Below are 15,311 nucleotides of genomic sequence, written 5' to 3' on the forward strand. Positions count from 1 at the left end.
CTTTACGTGCGCCGGCATTGATAAAAGGGGTAGCGGTGTCTATGGGGACGTCATCTGCGGGACCAGCGGGAGCAGCGGGATCAGCAGCCGGAACGACAAAGCAGGCAGCCGTCGAACCCGCCGAGGGATCGGCCACACGAACGGCTCAAGCGGCTCGAGCGACTCGAGCGGAACAAACGGCCCGAGCGACACATCAGGCAGCGGCATCGTCCGATACGTTCGCGCCGCCGCTGAAGGGCCTGCGCGTGCTCGACCTGACGCGTCTGTTGCCGGGTCCGGTCGCTGCGCTGAGGCTCGCCGAACTCGGCGCTGACGTGCTGAAAATCGAAGCACCGGGAGCGGGCGATCCAACACGCACGATGATGCAGTCGTCGGGCGACCGCGTCGCGGGACGGCCTGGGGCGTTCTACCGGCTGGTGAACCGCGGCAAGCGCGAAACGCGACTCGATCTGAAGTCGGATGCGGGTCGCAATGTGCTGCGCGCGCTTGCGGCCGAGGCAGATGTACTGATCGAGAGCTTCCGGCCCGGCGTCATGGAGCGCCTCGGTCTTGGTTACGAAACGCTGCGCGCGGCCAATCCCCGACTTGTCTATTGCGCGATCAGCGGCTATGGCGCGAGCGGGCCGTTTGCCGAGCGTGCGGGCCACGATCTGAACTACATCGGTTATGCGGGCGTGCTCGATCAACTGGCGAGCCGGGACGGCGCACCCATCCTGCCCAACTTCCAGATCGCCGACCTGCTCGGCGGCGCGCTTGCGGCGGTTACGCAGATTCTGGCCGCGCTGTGGCACGTATCGCGCGGCGGCGAAGGCCGTTTTGTCGACGTGTCGATGACGCACGTCACGCACGCGCACAACGTGGTCGCGCAGGTTTCAGTGTCGAACGAGGGCGCCGCGCCCGCCGCAGGTGAAGGGCTGTTGAACGGCGGCGTGCCCTGCTACAACCTGTATCGCACGCTCGATCAGCGCTGGCTTGCGGTCGGCGCACTCGAACAGAAGTTCTGGGAGACGCTGTGCATGGCGCTCGATCGTCCCGAGTGGGCGACGCGTCACTGGAGTCTCGGTCAGGCAATCGGCGGCCCGGACGCCGCCGCGCTCACGCAGGAACTCGCCGGAATCATTGGCGCGCGCACGCTGAAAGAGTGGGTTCTGCTGCTGGAGCCGCTCGATTGCTGCGTGTCGCCGGTGCTGACGCCGGCTGAAGCGGCACTGCACCCGCTGTTCAACCTGTCGGCCGGTGCGGCGGACAGTGACGAAGGCATCGACGAAACCGAAGCGGCACGGAGCACTCGCCACCCGGAATGATCATGCGGCGAACTTATTTGTCCGCGCAGGCCGCCGGTTCGCAAGCCGGCCCAACAGGCGGCGGCAGCACTCACCGCCGCGCCGCCGTCTGCCTGGGCAAGGTCTGACGCGGCGTTTTTTCGTCGTCGTACAGCACGTGTTTGCGCCCTTCCACGTGACGGTTGATCGTGGCGCGCACGTCCGCGGCGGTCGCATCTTCGGCAACGACGCGCCGCGATATCTGCCCTGTCGTGTCGATCCATTCGACAATCCGGCAGGCGCCGCCCCAAGGCTGGCGAATCGGCGCGGAGACGCGGCACCCGCGCACCTGTATCGGCCGCTCGGCGGCGGTATCATAAGTCTGTTTCAAGGCGCGATCCTTTTTCGGGCGTCTGAAGGGATGCAATGTCCTTCCAGCTTAGGAAAAAGGAGCCGCCATCAGGTTACAACCACTGTGGGGATATTTACCGAACGTTACGGCGGCGATTCGCGCCGGGTGCCCGCGAGCCCCGTCTACTCGAGCGTTCGGACCCGATCGATCGCCTGTTCGATCCGCTCCACCGCAACGACCTGTAAGCCTTCCATCGGCTGCTTCGGCGCATTGGCCTTCGGGATCACCGCCACCGAGAAGCCGAGCTTGGCCGCTTCCTTCAAACGTTCCTGGCCGCGCGGCGACGGTCTAATTTCGCCGGCCAGACCCACTTCGCCGAACACCACGAGCCCCTTGGGCAGCGGCTTGTTGCGCATCGACGAATGGATAGCCAGCAGCACGGCCAGGTCGGCGGCGGGTTCGGTGATCTTCACGCCGCCCACCGCATTCAGGAACACATCCTGATCGAAGCACGCAATGCCCGCATGGCGGTGCAGCACGGCCAGCAACATCGCAAGCCGGTTCTGTTCGAGGCCCACTGCGAGGCGTCGCGGATTGGGCGCATTGGCCGCGTCCACCAGCGCCTGCACTTCGACCAGCAACGGCCGCGTGCCCTCCTGCGTCACCAGCACGCACGAACCCGGCACCGACTGCTCGTGTTGCGACAGAAACAGCGCCGACGGATTGGCGACGCCACGCAAACCGCGTTCGGTCATTGCAAACACACCGAGCTCATTGACCGCGCCAAAGCGGTTCTTGATCGCGCGCACGAGGCGATACGACGAATGCGTGTCGCCCTCGAAATACAGCACCGTGTCGACGATGTGTTCGAGCACGCGCGGACCGGCCAGCGCGCCTTCCTTGGTCACGTGGCCGACCATGATGATGGTCGTGCCCGACTGCTTGGCAATGCGCGTAAGCTGCGCCGCGCACTCGCGCACCTGCGCGACCGAGCCGGGCGCGGACGTCAGCGCGTCCGAATAGACGGTCTGGATGGAGTCGATCACCGCGACGTCGGGGCGCTGATCCGCGATCGTTGCCTGAATCTTTTCGAGCTGGATTTCCGCGAGCAGTTGCAGTTCGCTCGCTTTCGAACCGGGTTCGAGCAACGAAAGCCGCTGCGCACGCAGCGCAATCTGCGCGGCCGACTCTTCGCCGCTGATATAGAGCGCCCGTTTGTCCGCGGCGATTTCCGCGAGCGATTGCAGCAGCAGTGTGGACTTACCGATGCCCGGATCCCCGCCGATCAACACGACGCCGCCGGGCACGAGACCACCGCCCAGCACGCGATCGAACTCGCTGACACCGGTGGAAAAGCGCGGCACGTCGGACGCTTCGATATCGGCGAGGCGCCGTACCGGCGCACTCTTCGCGAGCGACTGGAAGCGATGGGTGGACGGCGCTTCCGCAACCGACTCGACCAGCGTGTTCCATGCATGGCATGACGGGCACTGTCCGGCCCACTTCGGCGACTGTCCGCCGCATTCACTGCAGATGTATAACGTTTTTGTTTTAGCCACGCGCTCGTTGCCTGAGTTGTTGCCTGGATTGTTGCCTGGTAATTGCCCGGGATAGTGCCGGGTTGCCGGGTGCGGGATTCAACCCGCCGAAGGCCCGGACCGCCGCTTACTCTGCACGCATCGGCACACGCGGCGCAACCGCGCACATCAACTCGTAGCCGATCGTGCCGCACGCGTGCGCGACATCGTCGATGGGCAGCGATGCGCCCCACAGTTCGACGCGCGAGCCGATGTTGGCGGTGGGCACTGGCGTCAGATCGACCGTGATCATATCCATCGATACGCGCCCGACGATCCGCGTGCGCACGCCGTCGACGATCACTGGCGTGCCTTCGGGCGCGACGCGCGGATAGCCGTCCGCATAACCGCATGCCACGACGCCGATGCGCATCGACCCGTGCGCCTTGAACGCCGAGCCGTAGCCGACCGTGTTGCCTTCCGAGAGCGTTTGCACCGCGATCAGTTCCGACGTGAGCGTCATGGCCGGCTGCAAACCCGTGCCGTCGATCGCAGCGGTCACGCCCGACGGCGACGCGCCGTACAGAATGATGCCGGGGCGCACCCAGTCGAAATGCGAAGCCGGATGCCACAGCGTCGCCGCCGAGTTGGCCAGACTGCGCGCGCCGGCAATGCCTTGCGCGCCGCGCTCGAACGCTTCCATCTGATACGCGACGCCGCGCTCGCCGTCGGCATCGGAAAAGTGCGTCATGAGCGTGATCTGTCCGACGCCCTGGCACGCGCGCGCACGCTCCCATGCAAAGCGGAATTTTTCCGGCGTATAGCCGAGCCGGTTCATGCCAGTGTTCATCTTCAACTGGATGTTGACCGGCTTCGACAAACGCGCCATTTCCAGCATGCGCAACTGTTCGTCTGAATGCAGCGCGGTAGTCAGGCTGTAGCGGTCAATGACGTCGATATCGGTCGGACGAAAGAAGCCTTCGAGCAGAAGAATGGGACCCGCCCAACCCAGTTCACGCAACTTCACCGCCTCTTCGAGGTCCAGCAATCCGAAGCCGTCCGTCGCACGCAAGCCGGGGAACACGCGCGCGAGCCCGTGGCCATAGGCGTTCGCCTTGACGACGGCCCAGATCTTCGATTTCTGCGCGTAGCGCCGGGCGACAGCAAGGTTATTGGCAAGAGCGGAGGTGTGAATCGTGGCGGAAAGGGGGCGCGGCATGGGAGTTTTTCGTAAAGACGCTTGCGAATCAGCAGCTTACAGGGCGATTTCAGCGCTCGGCAGCCCACTGGGCGGTGCGATCAAGGATTCTGCTAGTCCGAATCCAGCTATTTTCGTGATATAAAGCCGTGCGCACAACCCATTTCGAACGGCATAAGCCCGGACGCTTTGCACATGGCCGGGACGGACAGACCGCAGCGAGGACAGCATCGCATCAGATGAAAAAAGGTTTTTACACCATCATGGCCGCGCAGTTTTTTTCGTCGCTGGCCGACAATGCGCTTCTGATCGCTGCTATCGCACTGCTGAAAGATCTCCACGCCCCGAACTGGATGACGCCGCTGCTCAAGCTGTTCTTTGTGCTATCGTATGTCGTCCTTGCCGCTTTCGTGGGCGCCTTCGCCGATTCGCGTCCCAAGGGCCGCGTGATGTTCGTCACGAACACCATCAAGGTAGCCGGTTGCATCACGATGCTGGTCGGCGCGCATCCGCTCATTGCGTACGGCATCGTCGGCTTCGGCGCGGCGGCCTACTCGCCTGCCAAATACGGGATTCTGACCGAGCTGCTCCCGCCTGACCGGCTCGTTGCCGCGAACGGCTGGATCGAAGGCACGACCGTCGGCTCGATCATTCTCGGCACGGTACTCGGCGGCGCGTTGATCAGCCCGCACATCGCAGCGCCGATCCTCCGGCAGCACATTCCCACCGTCAATACACCGGCCGAAGCGGCCATGCTGGTAATCATGGCGATCTATGTGATCGCCGCACTGTTCAATCTGCGCATTCCCGACACCGGCGCGCGTTATCCGAAACAGGAACGCGGCCCGATCAAGCTCGTCACCGATTTCGCCGACTGTTTCCTCGTGCTGTGGCGCGACAAGCTCGGGCAGATTTCGCTCGCCGTCACGACGCTGTTCTGGGGCGCGGGCGCGACGCTGCAATTCATCGTGCTGAAGTGGGCGGAAGTGTCGCTGAACATGTCGCTGTCCGAGGCGGCCATTCTTCAGGCGGTGGTAGCGGTCGGCGTGGCGGCGGGCGCGATCTTCGCCGCCTCGCGCGTGCCGTTGAAGAAGTCACTCTCCGTGCTGCCAGTGGGCATCATGATGGGCATCGCCGTGATGCTGATGGCCTTCTACACGCGTAGCCTTTTCCCGGCCCATTGGGGCCTGCATCTCGGCCGCATGCATGTGCCGGGCTATTTGATCGTCGCGTACTTTTTCCTGATGATCGTGGGTGGCCTGTCGGGCTTTTTCGTCGTGCCGATGAATGCGCTTTTGCAGCATCGCGGGCACGTGCTGCTGTCGGCGGGGCATTCGATCGCCGTGCAGAACTTCAACGAGAATCTTTCGGTCCTCGTGATGCTGTGCCTGTACGCCGTGCTCGTCTGGCTCGACGTGCCGGTCGCTGCGGTGATCGTGCTGTTCGGCACTTTCGTCTGCGTGATGATGTGGCTCGTCATGCGCCGTCACCAGGCCAACCAGCGCGCATTCGATTCCGTCGCGCTGATCGGCGAAGTCAAGCACTGACGCTCGAGCCCACCCGCGTCGGGCGCAGCGCGTTTGCGCGGGATGCCTTTCTGCGCGCCTTTACCTTCCCCGTTTTGCCATGACTCAACCAATTCCCAATGTGCTGACTATCGCCGGCTCCGATTCCGGCGGCGGCGCCGGAATCCAGGCCGACCTGAAGGCGTTTTCTGCGCTCGGCGCCTACGGCGCGAGCGTCATTACCGCGCTGACCGCGCAGAACACGCACGGCGTCACGGCGATCCATGCGCCGGACCCGGGCTTCGTCACCGCGCAACTCGACGCCGTGTTCGACGACATCCGCATCGACGCCGTGAAAATCGGCATGCTTGCCAATGCGCCGATCGCACGCGCGGTCGCCGAGGCAATGCGTCGTCACAAGCCGAAATGCATCGTGCTCGACACGGTGATGATCTCAAAAAGCAATCACGCGCTCTTGCTGCCGGATGCGGTCGCCGCGGTGCGCGACGAACTGCTGCCGCTCGCCGATCTGCTGACGCCGAACCTGCCGGAAGCGGCCGCGCTGCTCGGCGTACCGGTCGTCACGGACGAAGCGGGCATGGTCGAGCAAGGCGAAGCGCTGCGCGCACTCGGCGCGCGCGCGGTGCTGATGAAAGGCGGCCATCTGAACGCAACCGACAGCCCGGACTGGCTCGTGCAGGCAAGCGGCACGCTGCGCCTCGGTGGTCCGCGCGTGCCGGTGAAGAATACGCATGGGACGGGCTGCACGTTGTCGTCGGCAATCGCGGCGTTGGTGCCGCTACGCGGCGATCTGGCGAGCGCGGTGGCGGACGCGAAAACCTATCTGACCGGCGCGCTGCAAGCGAGTGACCGGCTGGACGTCGGCAGCGGCGTTGGGCCGGTGCATCACTTTTATCGCTGGTGGTGAGTGTTGGGCCGGCGCGTATGGCGTGCGTGCAGCGACGCTCGCCGGCACGAACGGCGTCGTAACGTTCGCGGTTACTGTCGCGCGTACGCTCTCGCCTGCTCCGGCCAGTCGTCCGGCACGATGAAACCGCGCGAGCGCTCCAGCCAGTTGCCCGCATCGTCCTGAGCGAACGCGGCGACCATGAACGGGCCATGATGATCGGCGAATTGCACGGCGAGCGCGCTCGCGCCAATGAAAGCGGCGGCGGCCGGAACCGTTGCGGGCGCAACGGCTTTGCCTGCGCCGCTGGCATCGAGCGCTGAAGCCGCTTCGTAACGGCGCGGCGCGAGCCATTCCAGACGCGGCAAACTGCGCCAATGCGCTGCGTGTGCTGCCGCGAAAGCCGCCCAGTCCGCGCGTGTGACCCACCAGCCACGATTATGCGACGCGTCCAGCTCGGGCGCATCCGGTGGCGTCTCGCCGTGCCGGTAAAACAGCCAGCCTTTGATGAGCATGCGCGGCGTCCACGGACCTTCGTAGCCGATTGCCTTGAATTCGTCGCGTGAACTCAGCGGCAACTGATGATCCAGTACGTGTGAGAGCTTGAGGTCTAAACGGTCCTTCAGATTCGGACCGACGTAGTCTGCGAGCGCGCCGCGCGAGTCGCCCGCATGCAGATAGCACTTGACCGCCAACTCCCAGTGGAGCCGCGCGCCCTGCCGCGTTTCGAGCAGAAAGTCGCACTCGCCGAGCGTCACGCCCGCGTGTCTTACCTGCACGCCGGCGGCGATCAGCCGCATGGCCGGACCATGCTGGAGAAACCAGCCGAGCAGTCGCTCGGCATAGCGCCCGACACGCGTGATACGCGTGTCGGCCAGATCGCGATGCAACGGCTGCGGTGCGAGGTCTAGCGCGCGCAACCATCGGATCGTCGCGACGGTGTCGCTGGCGTTGTCGAATGGATCGGCGAGCATGCCGGCCGGTGGTTGCGGACGCAACAGATTGGCGCTCAGGAGCAGCCACGCCAGATCACGCACGGCGGGGTCGCACAGTACGTCCAGCAACCCGTCCGCGCGTGGTGTGTCCGAGGCCGCGCGTGGGCCGTACGTGACTGCGGCGGACGCCGCCGGCCCGTCGGCGGCCATTACTGTGTGGCGTTCGACGACGCCGCGCCGGCCGCGCGCCACGTATCGCGGGCAAGGCACAGGTCGGCCCACGCCTTCGCCTTGTCAGGCAGGCTGCGCAGCAGATAGGCCGGGTGATACGTGACGATGACCGGCACGCCTTCGTATGCATGCACACGGCCACGCAGCGACGAAATGCTCGCTTCCGTCTTTAAAAGACTCTGCGCGGCAAAACGGCCGAGCGCGACGATCAGCTTCGGCTTGACGAGCGCCACCTGACGCTGCAGGTACGGCTCGCAGCGTGCGACTTCGTCCGGTTCGGGGTTGCGGTTGCCGGGCGGCCGGCACTTGATCACATTTGCGATGTAGACGTTCGTCCCGCGGGCGAGCGTCAACGCGTGCAGCATGTTGTCCAGCAGCTTGCCGGCCTGGCCGACGAACGGTTCGCCCTGCTTGTCCTCGTTCTCGCCCGGTGCTTCGCCGATCAGCATCCAGTCCGCGTGGCGGTCGCCCACGCCGAATACCGTGTTCGTGCGCTTTTCGCACAGGCGGCAACGCTCACAGCCGGCGACGCGCTCCGCCAGCGCGTTCCAGTCGAGCGTGTGAATGGGCGGCAGCGCGGTTGCATCGCCGGGAGCCTCGCTGGGCGGATGCGCAGGCAGATCGTCGAACCACGCGAAGCTGTCCTCGGGCGGGGTATCGGCGACGGCCGGCGCAGGGGCGCGGGTTGGTGGCGACGGTTTCGTCGCGGGTGGTTCGTCGAAACCGGCTGGATCCGGCTTAAGTTGCGGTGTTGGCGGCGCTTGCGTGGCTTGCGTGGCTTGCGTGGCTTGCGTGGCTTGCGTAGCCTGCGTGGCTTGCGTAGCCTGCGTGGCCTGCGTGGCTTGCGTAGCCTGCGTGACCTGCGTCGCTTGCGCCACGCCGCCTTGCACCTGTGCTTGACCGAGCCGTGCGGCCGCGTCGACCTCAGCAGCAGATGATTCGACCATCACCCCGGCCACCGCCTCCGGCCCCGTCGCCGTGCCGCGCCGCACCCACAGCGGCGTGAGTCCGAACTCTTCCAGTACCGATTCATGCAGCGCCATCCGCGCCCTCCGTGGCAAATGAGAAACGCATCACGATGGCGTCCTCCCGGCTGCGATGCCGCGCCGGATAATAGTTCTTGCGTCGTCCGATCGACATGAAGCCAAAGCGCTCATACAGCCGGATCGCGCGATGGTTCGACGGCCGCACTTCGAGCAGCAGTCCTTCGAGCTTTTCAGCGCGCGTGATGCGCACGGCTTCGCGCAACAGCGAAAGACCGGCGCCGGCGCCTTGCGCGGCCGGCGTGACGCACAGGTTCAGCAGATGCATCTCATCGACGACCGGCATCAGCACGCAATAGCCGATCAGCGTTCCAGTGACATGCCGCAGGCAGACGCCGTAGTAGCCGTTGCGCAGCGAGTCGCCAAAATTGCCGCGGCTCCAGGGGAATTCGTAGGCGAGTTTCTCGATGGCGGCGACTTCGTCCAGATCGCCTTCGGTCATCGGCGACATATAACGGTCCGTGAGCAACACGCCACTCATTGCCGGCCCTCGCCGTCAGACGTGTTATGTGCAGACTCTGCGTGACCGCCGTGTTCCGCCGCTTGCCCGGATGCCGGGCCAACGGGCGGCGCGCTATCGGGCAGCGCGCCAACGGCTCCGTGCGAGCCGCGATTGGGCGGCGAATGGGATGCGGCGGCTTCGGCGATTGAGGAAGCGTCGCTTGCGGAATGACGCGCGTCGCGCGCGGCAGAAGCACTCGCCGCCTTGGCCGCCTTGTCCGCGACACGTTCGGCCGTGGTCTGCGCGACCTTGTCACGCACGTATTCCGGCGCAGCCTGATCCGCGGGGACCGTGCGTCCGGCGCGCAGCGCGCGCAGCGCCGCGTGCGCGAGCGGCACCGCGTCCGGCAGCGCCGCGTGATCGACGGTGCGCGCGGTGGCCACGGCGCGCAGGCGCGCGCCGAAAGCGGCAGCGGCATTGCCCGCCAGCGTGAAGGGCTCATCCGGCAGCACGAGGCGATCCGGTGCGTCGAGCGACGCGGCCTGCACGGTCAGCCATTCGCCCTGCGCATCGTCCCACTTGAAGTCGGCCCAGTAGACCTCGTCCATGCGGGCGTCGAGCGCCGCGAGCACGCGGCTTGCCGACGCGTCGCGCCGCCGGGCGCTTTCCGCGCACGCGAGCAGCGTACCCACCGGCACGACAGGCAGATCGAGCCCAAAAGCAAGCCCTTGCGCGACGCCCGTTGCCGTGCGCAGACCCGTGAACGAACCCGGGCCGGAGCCGAAGGCAATGGCCGCACAGTCTGACAGTTGCAGTCCGGCCTCGCGGAACAGTTCGCGGATTGCGGGGAGCAGGCGCGTACTGGACACGGCGCCGGTCTGCTCGTGGCGGTGCCAGACACGCGGTTCCGCGGATGCCTGCGCCGCCACGTTCTCTTCGGTGGACAGCAGCGCTACCGAGCAGTATTCGGTCGAGGTATCGAGGGCGAGGAGCACGATTTGAGTCATGGACCGTATTGTAATCGGCGGCGCGCGCAGGGATGCGACTTTGGGTCGCCATCGGGTGCGGTTGTCGCCGATGTCTGGAATGCGCCCTCGGCCCCGGGCCGGCACGCACTTGTTATGATCGACCGCGACTTCGATCTCAATCTCCATCCCGACCTCAACCTCAACCTCAACCGCAGGCATCACGACCATGACAGACATCAACGCTCAGTTCACCCAGGCTCAGGAAGACGTGAAGCAACTGCCGGAACGTCCAGGCAATCTGACGATGCTGCGCCTGTATGCGCTTTTCAAGCAGGCATCGGAAGGCGATGTACAGGGCGACAAACCGGGTTTCACCGACATCGTCGGCAAATACAAGTACGACGCGTGGGCTGCGTTAAAGGGCACTTCGCAGGATGCGGCGAAACAGCAGTACGTCGAACTTGTCGAGTCGCTGAAAAGCGGCGCGGCTGCGTAAGCGTCGAAGACGGTCGGCGCCGACTGTTTCTGTCGTCCGCCATGCCGTCACCCTGCACCGACCAAACTTTTGTGCCAGGAAACGTCCTAATAGTGGCGCAGTGCAACAAACTTCTATACAATACTGCCTGCGCTTCACTGCTTTGCCCGGCTCTCATCTAGCGGCCTTTGCGGCGCAGCGCCTCGTAGCGTTTAGCTCCAATCCAGTTTAGAACTGTCCCCTCCTGCCTAGCCCCCTACGGGCGATCATGTCCCAGGCTGGCGGCACGCCGTGTTGGCTTGTCGCATCCGATACAGCTTCTAACGAAAAGCTCGCCTTCATTGTTGCGAGCTGCCCCCGTTTTTCGATTTGCTCGCTGCTTCTTTGCTCGCTGAATCCGACGACTTGGGTATGCCGATTGGCGCCGACGTTTCATTCCGTGTGTACCAAGGATTTACCAAGGATTCTCATGACTTCGAGCAATACCACCAGCCCGCTGAACGCCATCGCCGACCAGGCCCTCGGTCTCGCAGACGTCGACACCGCACCCGCGCAAGCCGCAGCCGTTGCTGCCGCGCCCGCTGCTGCCGCCGCCGAAACCGCAGCGCCCGCCGGCCCGTCGTTCGCGTCGCTGGGCTTGTCCGCGGACGTCGTCTCCGCATTGACCGCCGCCGGCTATTCGAACCCCACGCCGGTTCAGCAACGCGCGATTCCGGCTGGCATCGCCGGCCGTGACCTGCTGGTCTCGAGCCCGACCGGTTCGGGCAAGACCGCCGCGTTCATGCTGCCCGCCATCGAGCGTTTCTCCCAGCTGCAAAAAGCACAAGCCAGCCAGCCGCGCGAGCCGCGTCCGGCCGACGGTGGCCGTGGCCGCCGCCCGCAGCCGGTCGCCCGTCCGACCATGCTGGTACTGACGCCGACCCGCGAGCTCGCCATGCAGGTCACCACCGCTGCCGCCACGTACGGCAAGCACCTCAAGCGTCTGCGCACCGTCAGCATTCTGGGTGGCGTCGCCTACGGTCAACAGTTGATGCTGCTGGCCAAGAACCCCGAAATTCTGGTTGCTACGCCGGGCCGTCTGATCGACCACCTGGAACGCGGCCGTATCGATCTGTCGCAACTGCAGATCCTCGTGCTCGACGAAGCCGACCGCATGCTCGACATGGGCTTCATCGAAGACATCGAGACGATCGTTGCCGCTACCCCGGCTTCGCGTCAGACCATGCTGTTTTCGGCTACGCTCGACGGCAAGATCGGTTCGCTCACAGGCCGTCTGCTGAAAGATCCGGAGCGTATCGAGATCGTTCAGCGTCTGGAGCAGCGCACGAACATCGCGCAAACCGTTCATTACGTGGACGACCGCGATCACAAGGATCGTCTGCTCGACCATCTGCTGCGTGATTCGGGCCTCGACCAGGCTATCGTTTTCACCGCCACCAAGATGGATGCGGACCAACTGGCTGGCCGTCTGGCCGACGCCGGCTTCGAATCGGCCGCGTTGCACGGCGATCTGCCGCAGGGCGCGCGTAACCGCACGATCCGCGCGTTGCGCGAGCGCCGCGTGCGCGTGCTGGTCGCAACGGACGTCGCCGCTCGCGGTATCGACATTCCGGGCATCACGCACGTGTTCAACTACGATCTGCCGAAGTTCGCGGAAGACTACGTGCACCGTATCGGCCGTACCGGCCGTGCTGGCCGCTCGGGTATCGCGGTGAGCCTCGTGCATCACGCCGAGCAGGGCGCGCTCAAGCGCATCGAGCGTTTCGTGCGCACCCCGCTGCCGGTCAATGTCGTCGAAGGTTTCGAGCCGCGCAAGTCGGCTCCGTCGGGTAACGGCCGTCCTGGCTTTGGCGGCCGCGGCCGTCCGGGCGGTGGCAACGGCGGCGGCCGTCGTTTTGGTAGCGGTGCGGGCAAACCGGCTGGCGCCGGCAACGGCGGTTCACGCAGCGGCAGCAGCAATGGCAGCGGCTGGGCCGGCAAGTCGGCGGGCGGCGGTTCGCGTGAGGGCTACGGCGGCTCGCGCGACGGTGGCTACGGCGCACGCCGCAGCGACGGTCCGCGCACGGCGCGTCGCGGCAGCTAATTCTGCGCTGACGTCACACTGAATGAAACCGGACGGGGTCGCACCGTCCGATGAAAAGGAAAGCCGGTGCTCATGCGCCGGTTTTTTTTCGTCCGCATTTCGTCGACCGCATGATTTCACCATGTGGAAAATTTTTTTGCTCAGTAAAAAATCGTGCTGCAAGGCACAAGTCGCCGCATTGCAACATGGAAAAAATGGTTTCTCAATGCGGAATTGAGCATGCAAGGTATTGATTTTAAAAATAAATAAAAATCAACAAAACATCCATCGGCGACTATGACCTAACTCCTCGTTTGCCTAGACTCTTATACAAGAGTTCGCGAAACAAAAGGCCTTAGCCGAAGCATGCGACGGCCTGACGCTTCGACGAACACAGAGTCACTCATCCATTACAGGCAAACAAGGAGCACACCATGAACCGCCAGGAACAAGCCAGACAGTTGCAGCAGCAATGGGAAACCGATCCGCGCTGGAAGGGCGTGAAGCGCAGCTATACGGCGGAAGACGTGATCCGTCTGCGCGGTTCGGTGCAGGTCGAGCACACGCTCGCCAAACGCGGCGCGGAGAAGCTGTGGCACAGCGTCAACACGGAACCGTTCGTCAATTCGCTCGGCGCGCTGACCGGCAACCAGGCCATGCAGCAAGTGAAGGCCGGCCTCAAGGCCATCTATCTGTCGGGTTGGCAAGTCGCGGGCGATGCGAATGTCGCCGGCGAAATGTATCCGGACCAGTCACTGTATCCGGCGAACTCGGTGCCGCTCGTCGTGAAGCGCATCAACAACACGCTGACGCGCGCAGACCAGATCCAATGGTCGGAGGGCAAGAATCCGGGCGATGAGGGTTATATCGACTACTTCGCACCGATCGTCGCGGACGCTGAAGCCGGGTTTGGCGGCGTACTGAACGCGTTCGAGCTGATGAAAGCGATGATCGAAGCCGGCGCCGCGGGCGTTCACTTCGAAGACCAGCTCGCTTCGGTGAAAAAATGCGGTCACATGGGCGGCAAGGTGCTGGTGCCGACGCGTGAAAACGTCGCGAAGCTGACCGCCGCGCGTCTTGCCGCCGACGTTTCGGGTGTTCCGACCGTGCTGCTGGCGAGAACGGACGCGGAAGCCGCCGACCTGATCACCTCGGACGTCGATGAAAACGACAAACCGTTCCTGACGGGCGAGCGCACGGTGGAAGGCTTCTATCGCACGAAGCCGGGTCTCGAACAGGCCATTTCGCGCGGCCTCGCCTACGCGCCGTATGCCGACATGATCTGGTGCGAGACCGGCAAGCCGGACCTCGAATTCGCGAAGAAATTCGCCGATGCGATCCATAAGGAGTACCCGGACCAGTTGCTGTCGTACAACTGCTCGCCGTCGTTTAACTGGAAGAAGAATCTGGACGACGCGACGATCGCCAAGTTCCAGCGCGAACTCGGCGCAATGGGCTACAAGTTCCAGTTCATCACGCTGGCCGGCTTCCACGCGCTGAACTACTCGATGTTCAACCTCGCGCACGGCTACGCCCGCAACCAGATGACGGCGTTCGTCGAGATGCAGCAGGCTGAATTTGCAGCGGCCGAAAAGGGTTTCACCGCCGTCAAGCATCAGCGCGAAGTCGGCACGGGCTATTTCGACGCCGTCACGCAAACGGTCGAGCGCGAAGCATCCACCACGGCGCTGCACGGTTCGACGGAAGACGAACAGTTCTTCGACAAGAAGGTCGCCTGACTGGCTGCGCGACTGCACGGTCATGCCCGCAGCTGCGGCTGCGGGCATCATTCAGAGCGGCAGGCACAGTTGGGAAACAGACGGCCAGCGGCCCCGTTAGCGGGCCTTCGTCGCGCGGAGGATTCGCGTGCGTCCCGCCGTTGTCACGCGCCTTCACGCACCGTCAGCGGTACACGATTACCGGAATTTTGGTATGCGTCAGCACGCGCTGCGTTTCACTGCCGATGAGCAGACTGCCCAGCCCGCGCCGTCCGTGCGACGCCATGAAGATGACGTCGCACGCCCCCCGCTCCGCCGCCTCGATGATGCCGAGATACGGCGCCGGATGCACACTCGTGCGGCTATCGACAGTCACGCCGACACGGTGCGCGGCCAGTTCCACATCCCGCAGATGCGCACGCGCTTCACGTTCGCTGCGTTGCAGGAATTCAGAAGGCGGCTCGATCACCACATCGGAAAACGGTGAATACGGATATTGCGGCAGACACGCGTAAGCGGTAATGCGCGCGTCGACCGCCTGCGCAAGATCGATCGCGCCGTCGATAGCCTTGCGCGACAGATCCGAACCGTCGGTCGGAACCAGGATATGCCTGAACATGATGCCCTCCGTCGCCGTCTGCACGCAGCGCGGCGTCAGCGTCCAACGAGGCACGGCCTGCAGGCCGTTCAGTAGAT

At 64.5% G+C, this 15,311-nt stretch carries 13 protein-coding genes and 1 pseudogene; 6 read left to right on the forward strand and 8 right to left on the reverse strand.

From position 1 onward, the window contains the following. Nucleotides 1-230 precede the first annotated feature (230 nt). Nucleotides 231-1,304 (forward strand): CaiB/BaiF CoA-transferase family protein, encoded by a 1,074-nt coding sequence (locus tag AAGS40_RS08410; RefSeq protein WP_345814322.1) that lies wholly within the window; start codon nucleotides 231-233, stop codon nucleotides 1,302-1,304. Between the two features lie 70 nt (nucleotides 1,305-1,374). Here the strand turns inward: AAGS40_RS08410 and AAGS40_RS08415 are convergent, their stop codons facing one another. From AAGS40_RS08415 to alr, 3 genes are all read right to left on the reverse strand, one after another. Next, nucleotides 1,375-1,653 (reverse strand): DUF2866 domain-containing protein, encoded by a 279-nt coding sequence (locus tag AAGS40_RS08415; protein ID WP_345810830.1) that lies wholly within the window; start codon nucleotides 1,651-1,653, stop codon nucleotides 1,375-1,377. A 143-nt stretch (nucleotides 1,654-1,796) separates the two neighbouring features. Continuing rightward, complete coding sequence (gene radA, locus AAGS40_RS08420; protein WP_345810831.1) at nucleotides 1,797-3,173, reverse strand: DNA repair protein RadA; 1,377 nt, start codon at nucleotides 3,171-3,173, stop codon at nucleotides 1,797-1,799. A gap of 106 nt (nucleotides 3,174-3,279) precedes the next feature. Beyond that, nucleotides 3,280-4,350, reverse strand: a complete 1,071-nt coding sequence (gene alr / locus AAGS40_RS08425) for an alanine racemase (RefSeq protein WP_345810832.1) — start codon at nucleotides 4,348-4,350, stop codon at nucleotides 3,280-3,282. A gap of 218 nt (nucleotides 4,351-4,568) precedes the next feature. Here alr and lplT point away from each other — a divergent pair, with 218 nt between their 5' ends. Together lplT and thiD are read left to right on the forward strand one after the other, a co-directional pair. Next, entirely contained in the window at nucleotides 4,569-5,876 is a 1,308-nt protein-coding gene (gene lplT / locus AAGS40_RS08430) for a lysophospholipid transporter LplT (RefSeq protein ID WP_345810833.1), read from the forward strand. A gap of 79 nt (nucleotides 5,877-5,955) precedes the next feature. Beyond that, entirely contained in the window at nucleotides 5,956-6,762 is an 807-nt protein-coding gene (gene thiD, locus AAGS40_RS08435; RefSeq protein WP_345810834.1) for a bifunctional hydroxymethylpyrimidine kinase/phosphomethylpyrimidine kinase, read from the forward strand. Nucleotides 6,763-6,833: 71 nt separating this feature from the next. On the opposite strand, the gene AAGS40_RS08440 is transcribed toward thiD, so the two are convergent. The 4 genes and pseudogenes from AAGS40_RS08440 to tsaB all read right to left on the reverse strand — a co-directional run. After that, entirely contained in the window at nucleotides 6,834-7,886 is a 1,053-nt protein-coding gene (locus AAGS40_RS08440) for a DUF1853 family protein (RefSeq protein ID WP_345810835.1), read from the reverse strand. Further along, nucleotides 7,886-8,950 (reverse strand): uracil-DNA glycosylase, encoded by a 1,065-nt coding sequence (locus AAGS40_RS08445; RefSeq protein WP_345810837.1) that lies wholly within the window; start codon nucleotides 8,948-8,950, stop codon nucleotides 7,886-7,888. The genes AAGS40_RS08440 and AAGS40_RS08445 overlap by 1 nt, the downstream gene beginning before the upstream one ends. Beyond that, on the reverse strand, nucleotides 8,937-9,431 hold the full coding sequence (gene rimI, locus AAGS40_RS08450; protein WP_345810838.1) for a ribosomal protein S18-alanine N-acetyltransferase: 495 nt from the start codon (nucleotides 9,429-9,431) through the stop codon (nucleotides 8,937-8,939). The genes AAGS40_RS08445 and rimI overlap by 14 nt, the downstream gene beginning before the upstream one ends. A 209-nt stretch (nucleotides 9,432-9,640) precedes the next feature. Next, nucleotides 9,641-10,399: pseudogene (gene tsaB / locus AAGS40_RS08455) on the reverse strand (tRNA (adenosine(37)-N6)-threonylcarbamoyltransferase complex dimerization subunit type 1 TsaB); the annotation flags it as partial. 187 nt (nucleotides 10,400-10,586) lie between these two features. Between tsaB and AAGS40_RS08460 the strand changes: the two are divergent. The 3 genes from AAGS40_RS08460 (at nucleotide 10,587) to aceA (ending at nucleotide 14,636) form a co-directional block, all read left to right on the forward strand. Continuing rightward, the gene (locus AAGS40_RS08460) at nucleotides 10,587-10,856 is read left to right on the forward strand and encodes an acyl-CoA-binding protein (RefSeq protein ID WP_345810839.1); all 270 of its coding nucleotides are present in this window, start codon (nucleotides 10,587-10,589) and stop codon (nucleotides 10,854-10,856) included. Nucleotides 10,857-11,304: 448 nt separating this feature from the next. Then, on the forward strand, nucleotides 11,305-12,918 hold the full coding sequence (locus tag AAGS40_RS08465; protein ID WP_345810840.1) for a DEAD/DEAH box helicase: 1,614 nt from the start codon (nucleotides 11,305-11,307) through the stop codon (nucleotides 12,916-12,918). Between the two features lie 413 nt (nucleotides 12,919-13,331). Beyond that, nucleotides 13,332-14,636: an isocitrate lyase gene (aceA, locus tag AAGS40_RS08470; RefSeq protein WP_345810841.1), complete on the forward strand. Its 1,305-nt coding sequence runs from the start codon at nucleotides 13,332-13,334 to the stop codon at nucleotides 14,634-14,636. Nucleotides 14,637-14,799: 163 nt separating this feature from the next. Here the strand turns inward: aceA and AAGS40_RS08475 are convergent, their stop codons facing one another. Beyond that, nucleotides 14,800-15,234 carry a universal stress protein gene (locus AAGS40_RS08475; protein WP_345810842.1) on the reverse strand — a complete coding sequence of 145 codons (435 nt, stop codon included), beginning with the start codon at nucleotides 15,232-15,234 and terminating at the stop codon, nucleotides 14,800-14,802. Between the last annotated feature and the right edge of the window lie 77 nt (nucleotides 15,235-15,311).

Origin of the sequence: Paraburkholderia sp. PREW-6R (genome assembly GCF_039621805.1) — a bacterium.
In the GTDB taxonomy this organism is placed as follows: Bacteria; Pseudomonadota; Gammaproteobacteria; order Burkholderiales; family Burkholderiaceae; genus Paraburkholderia.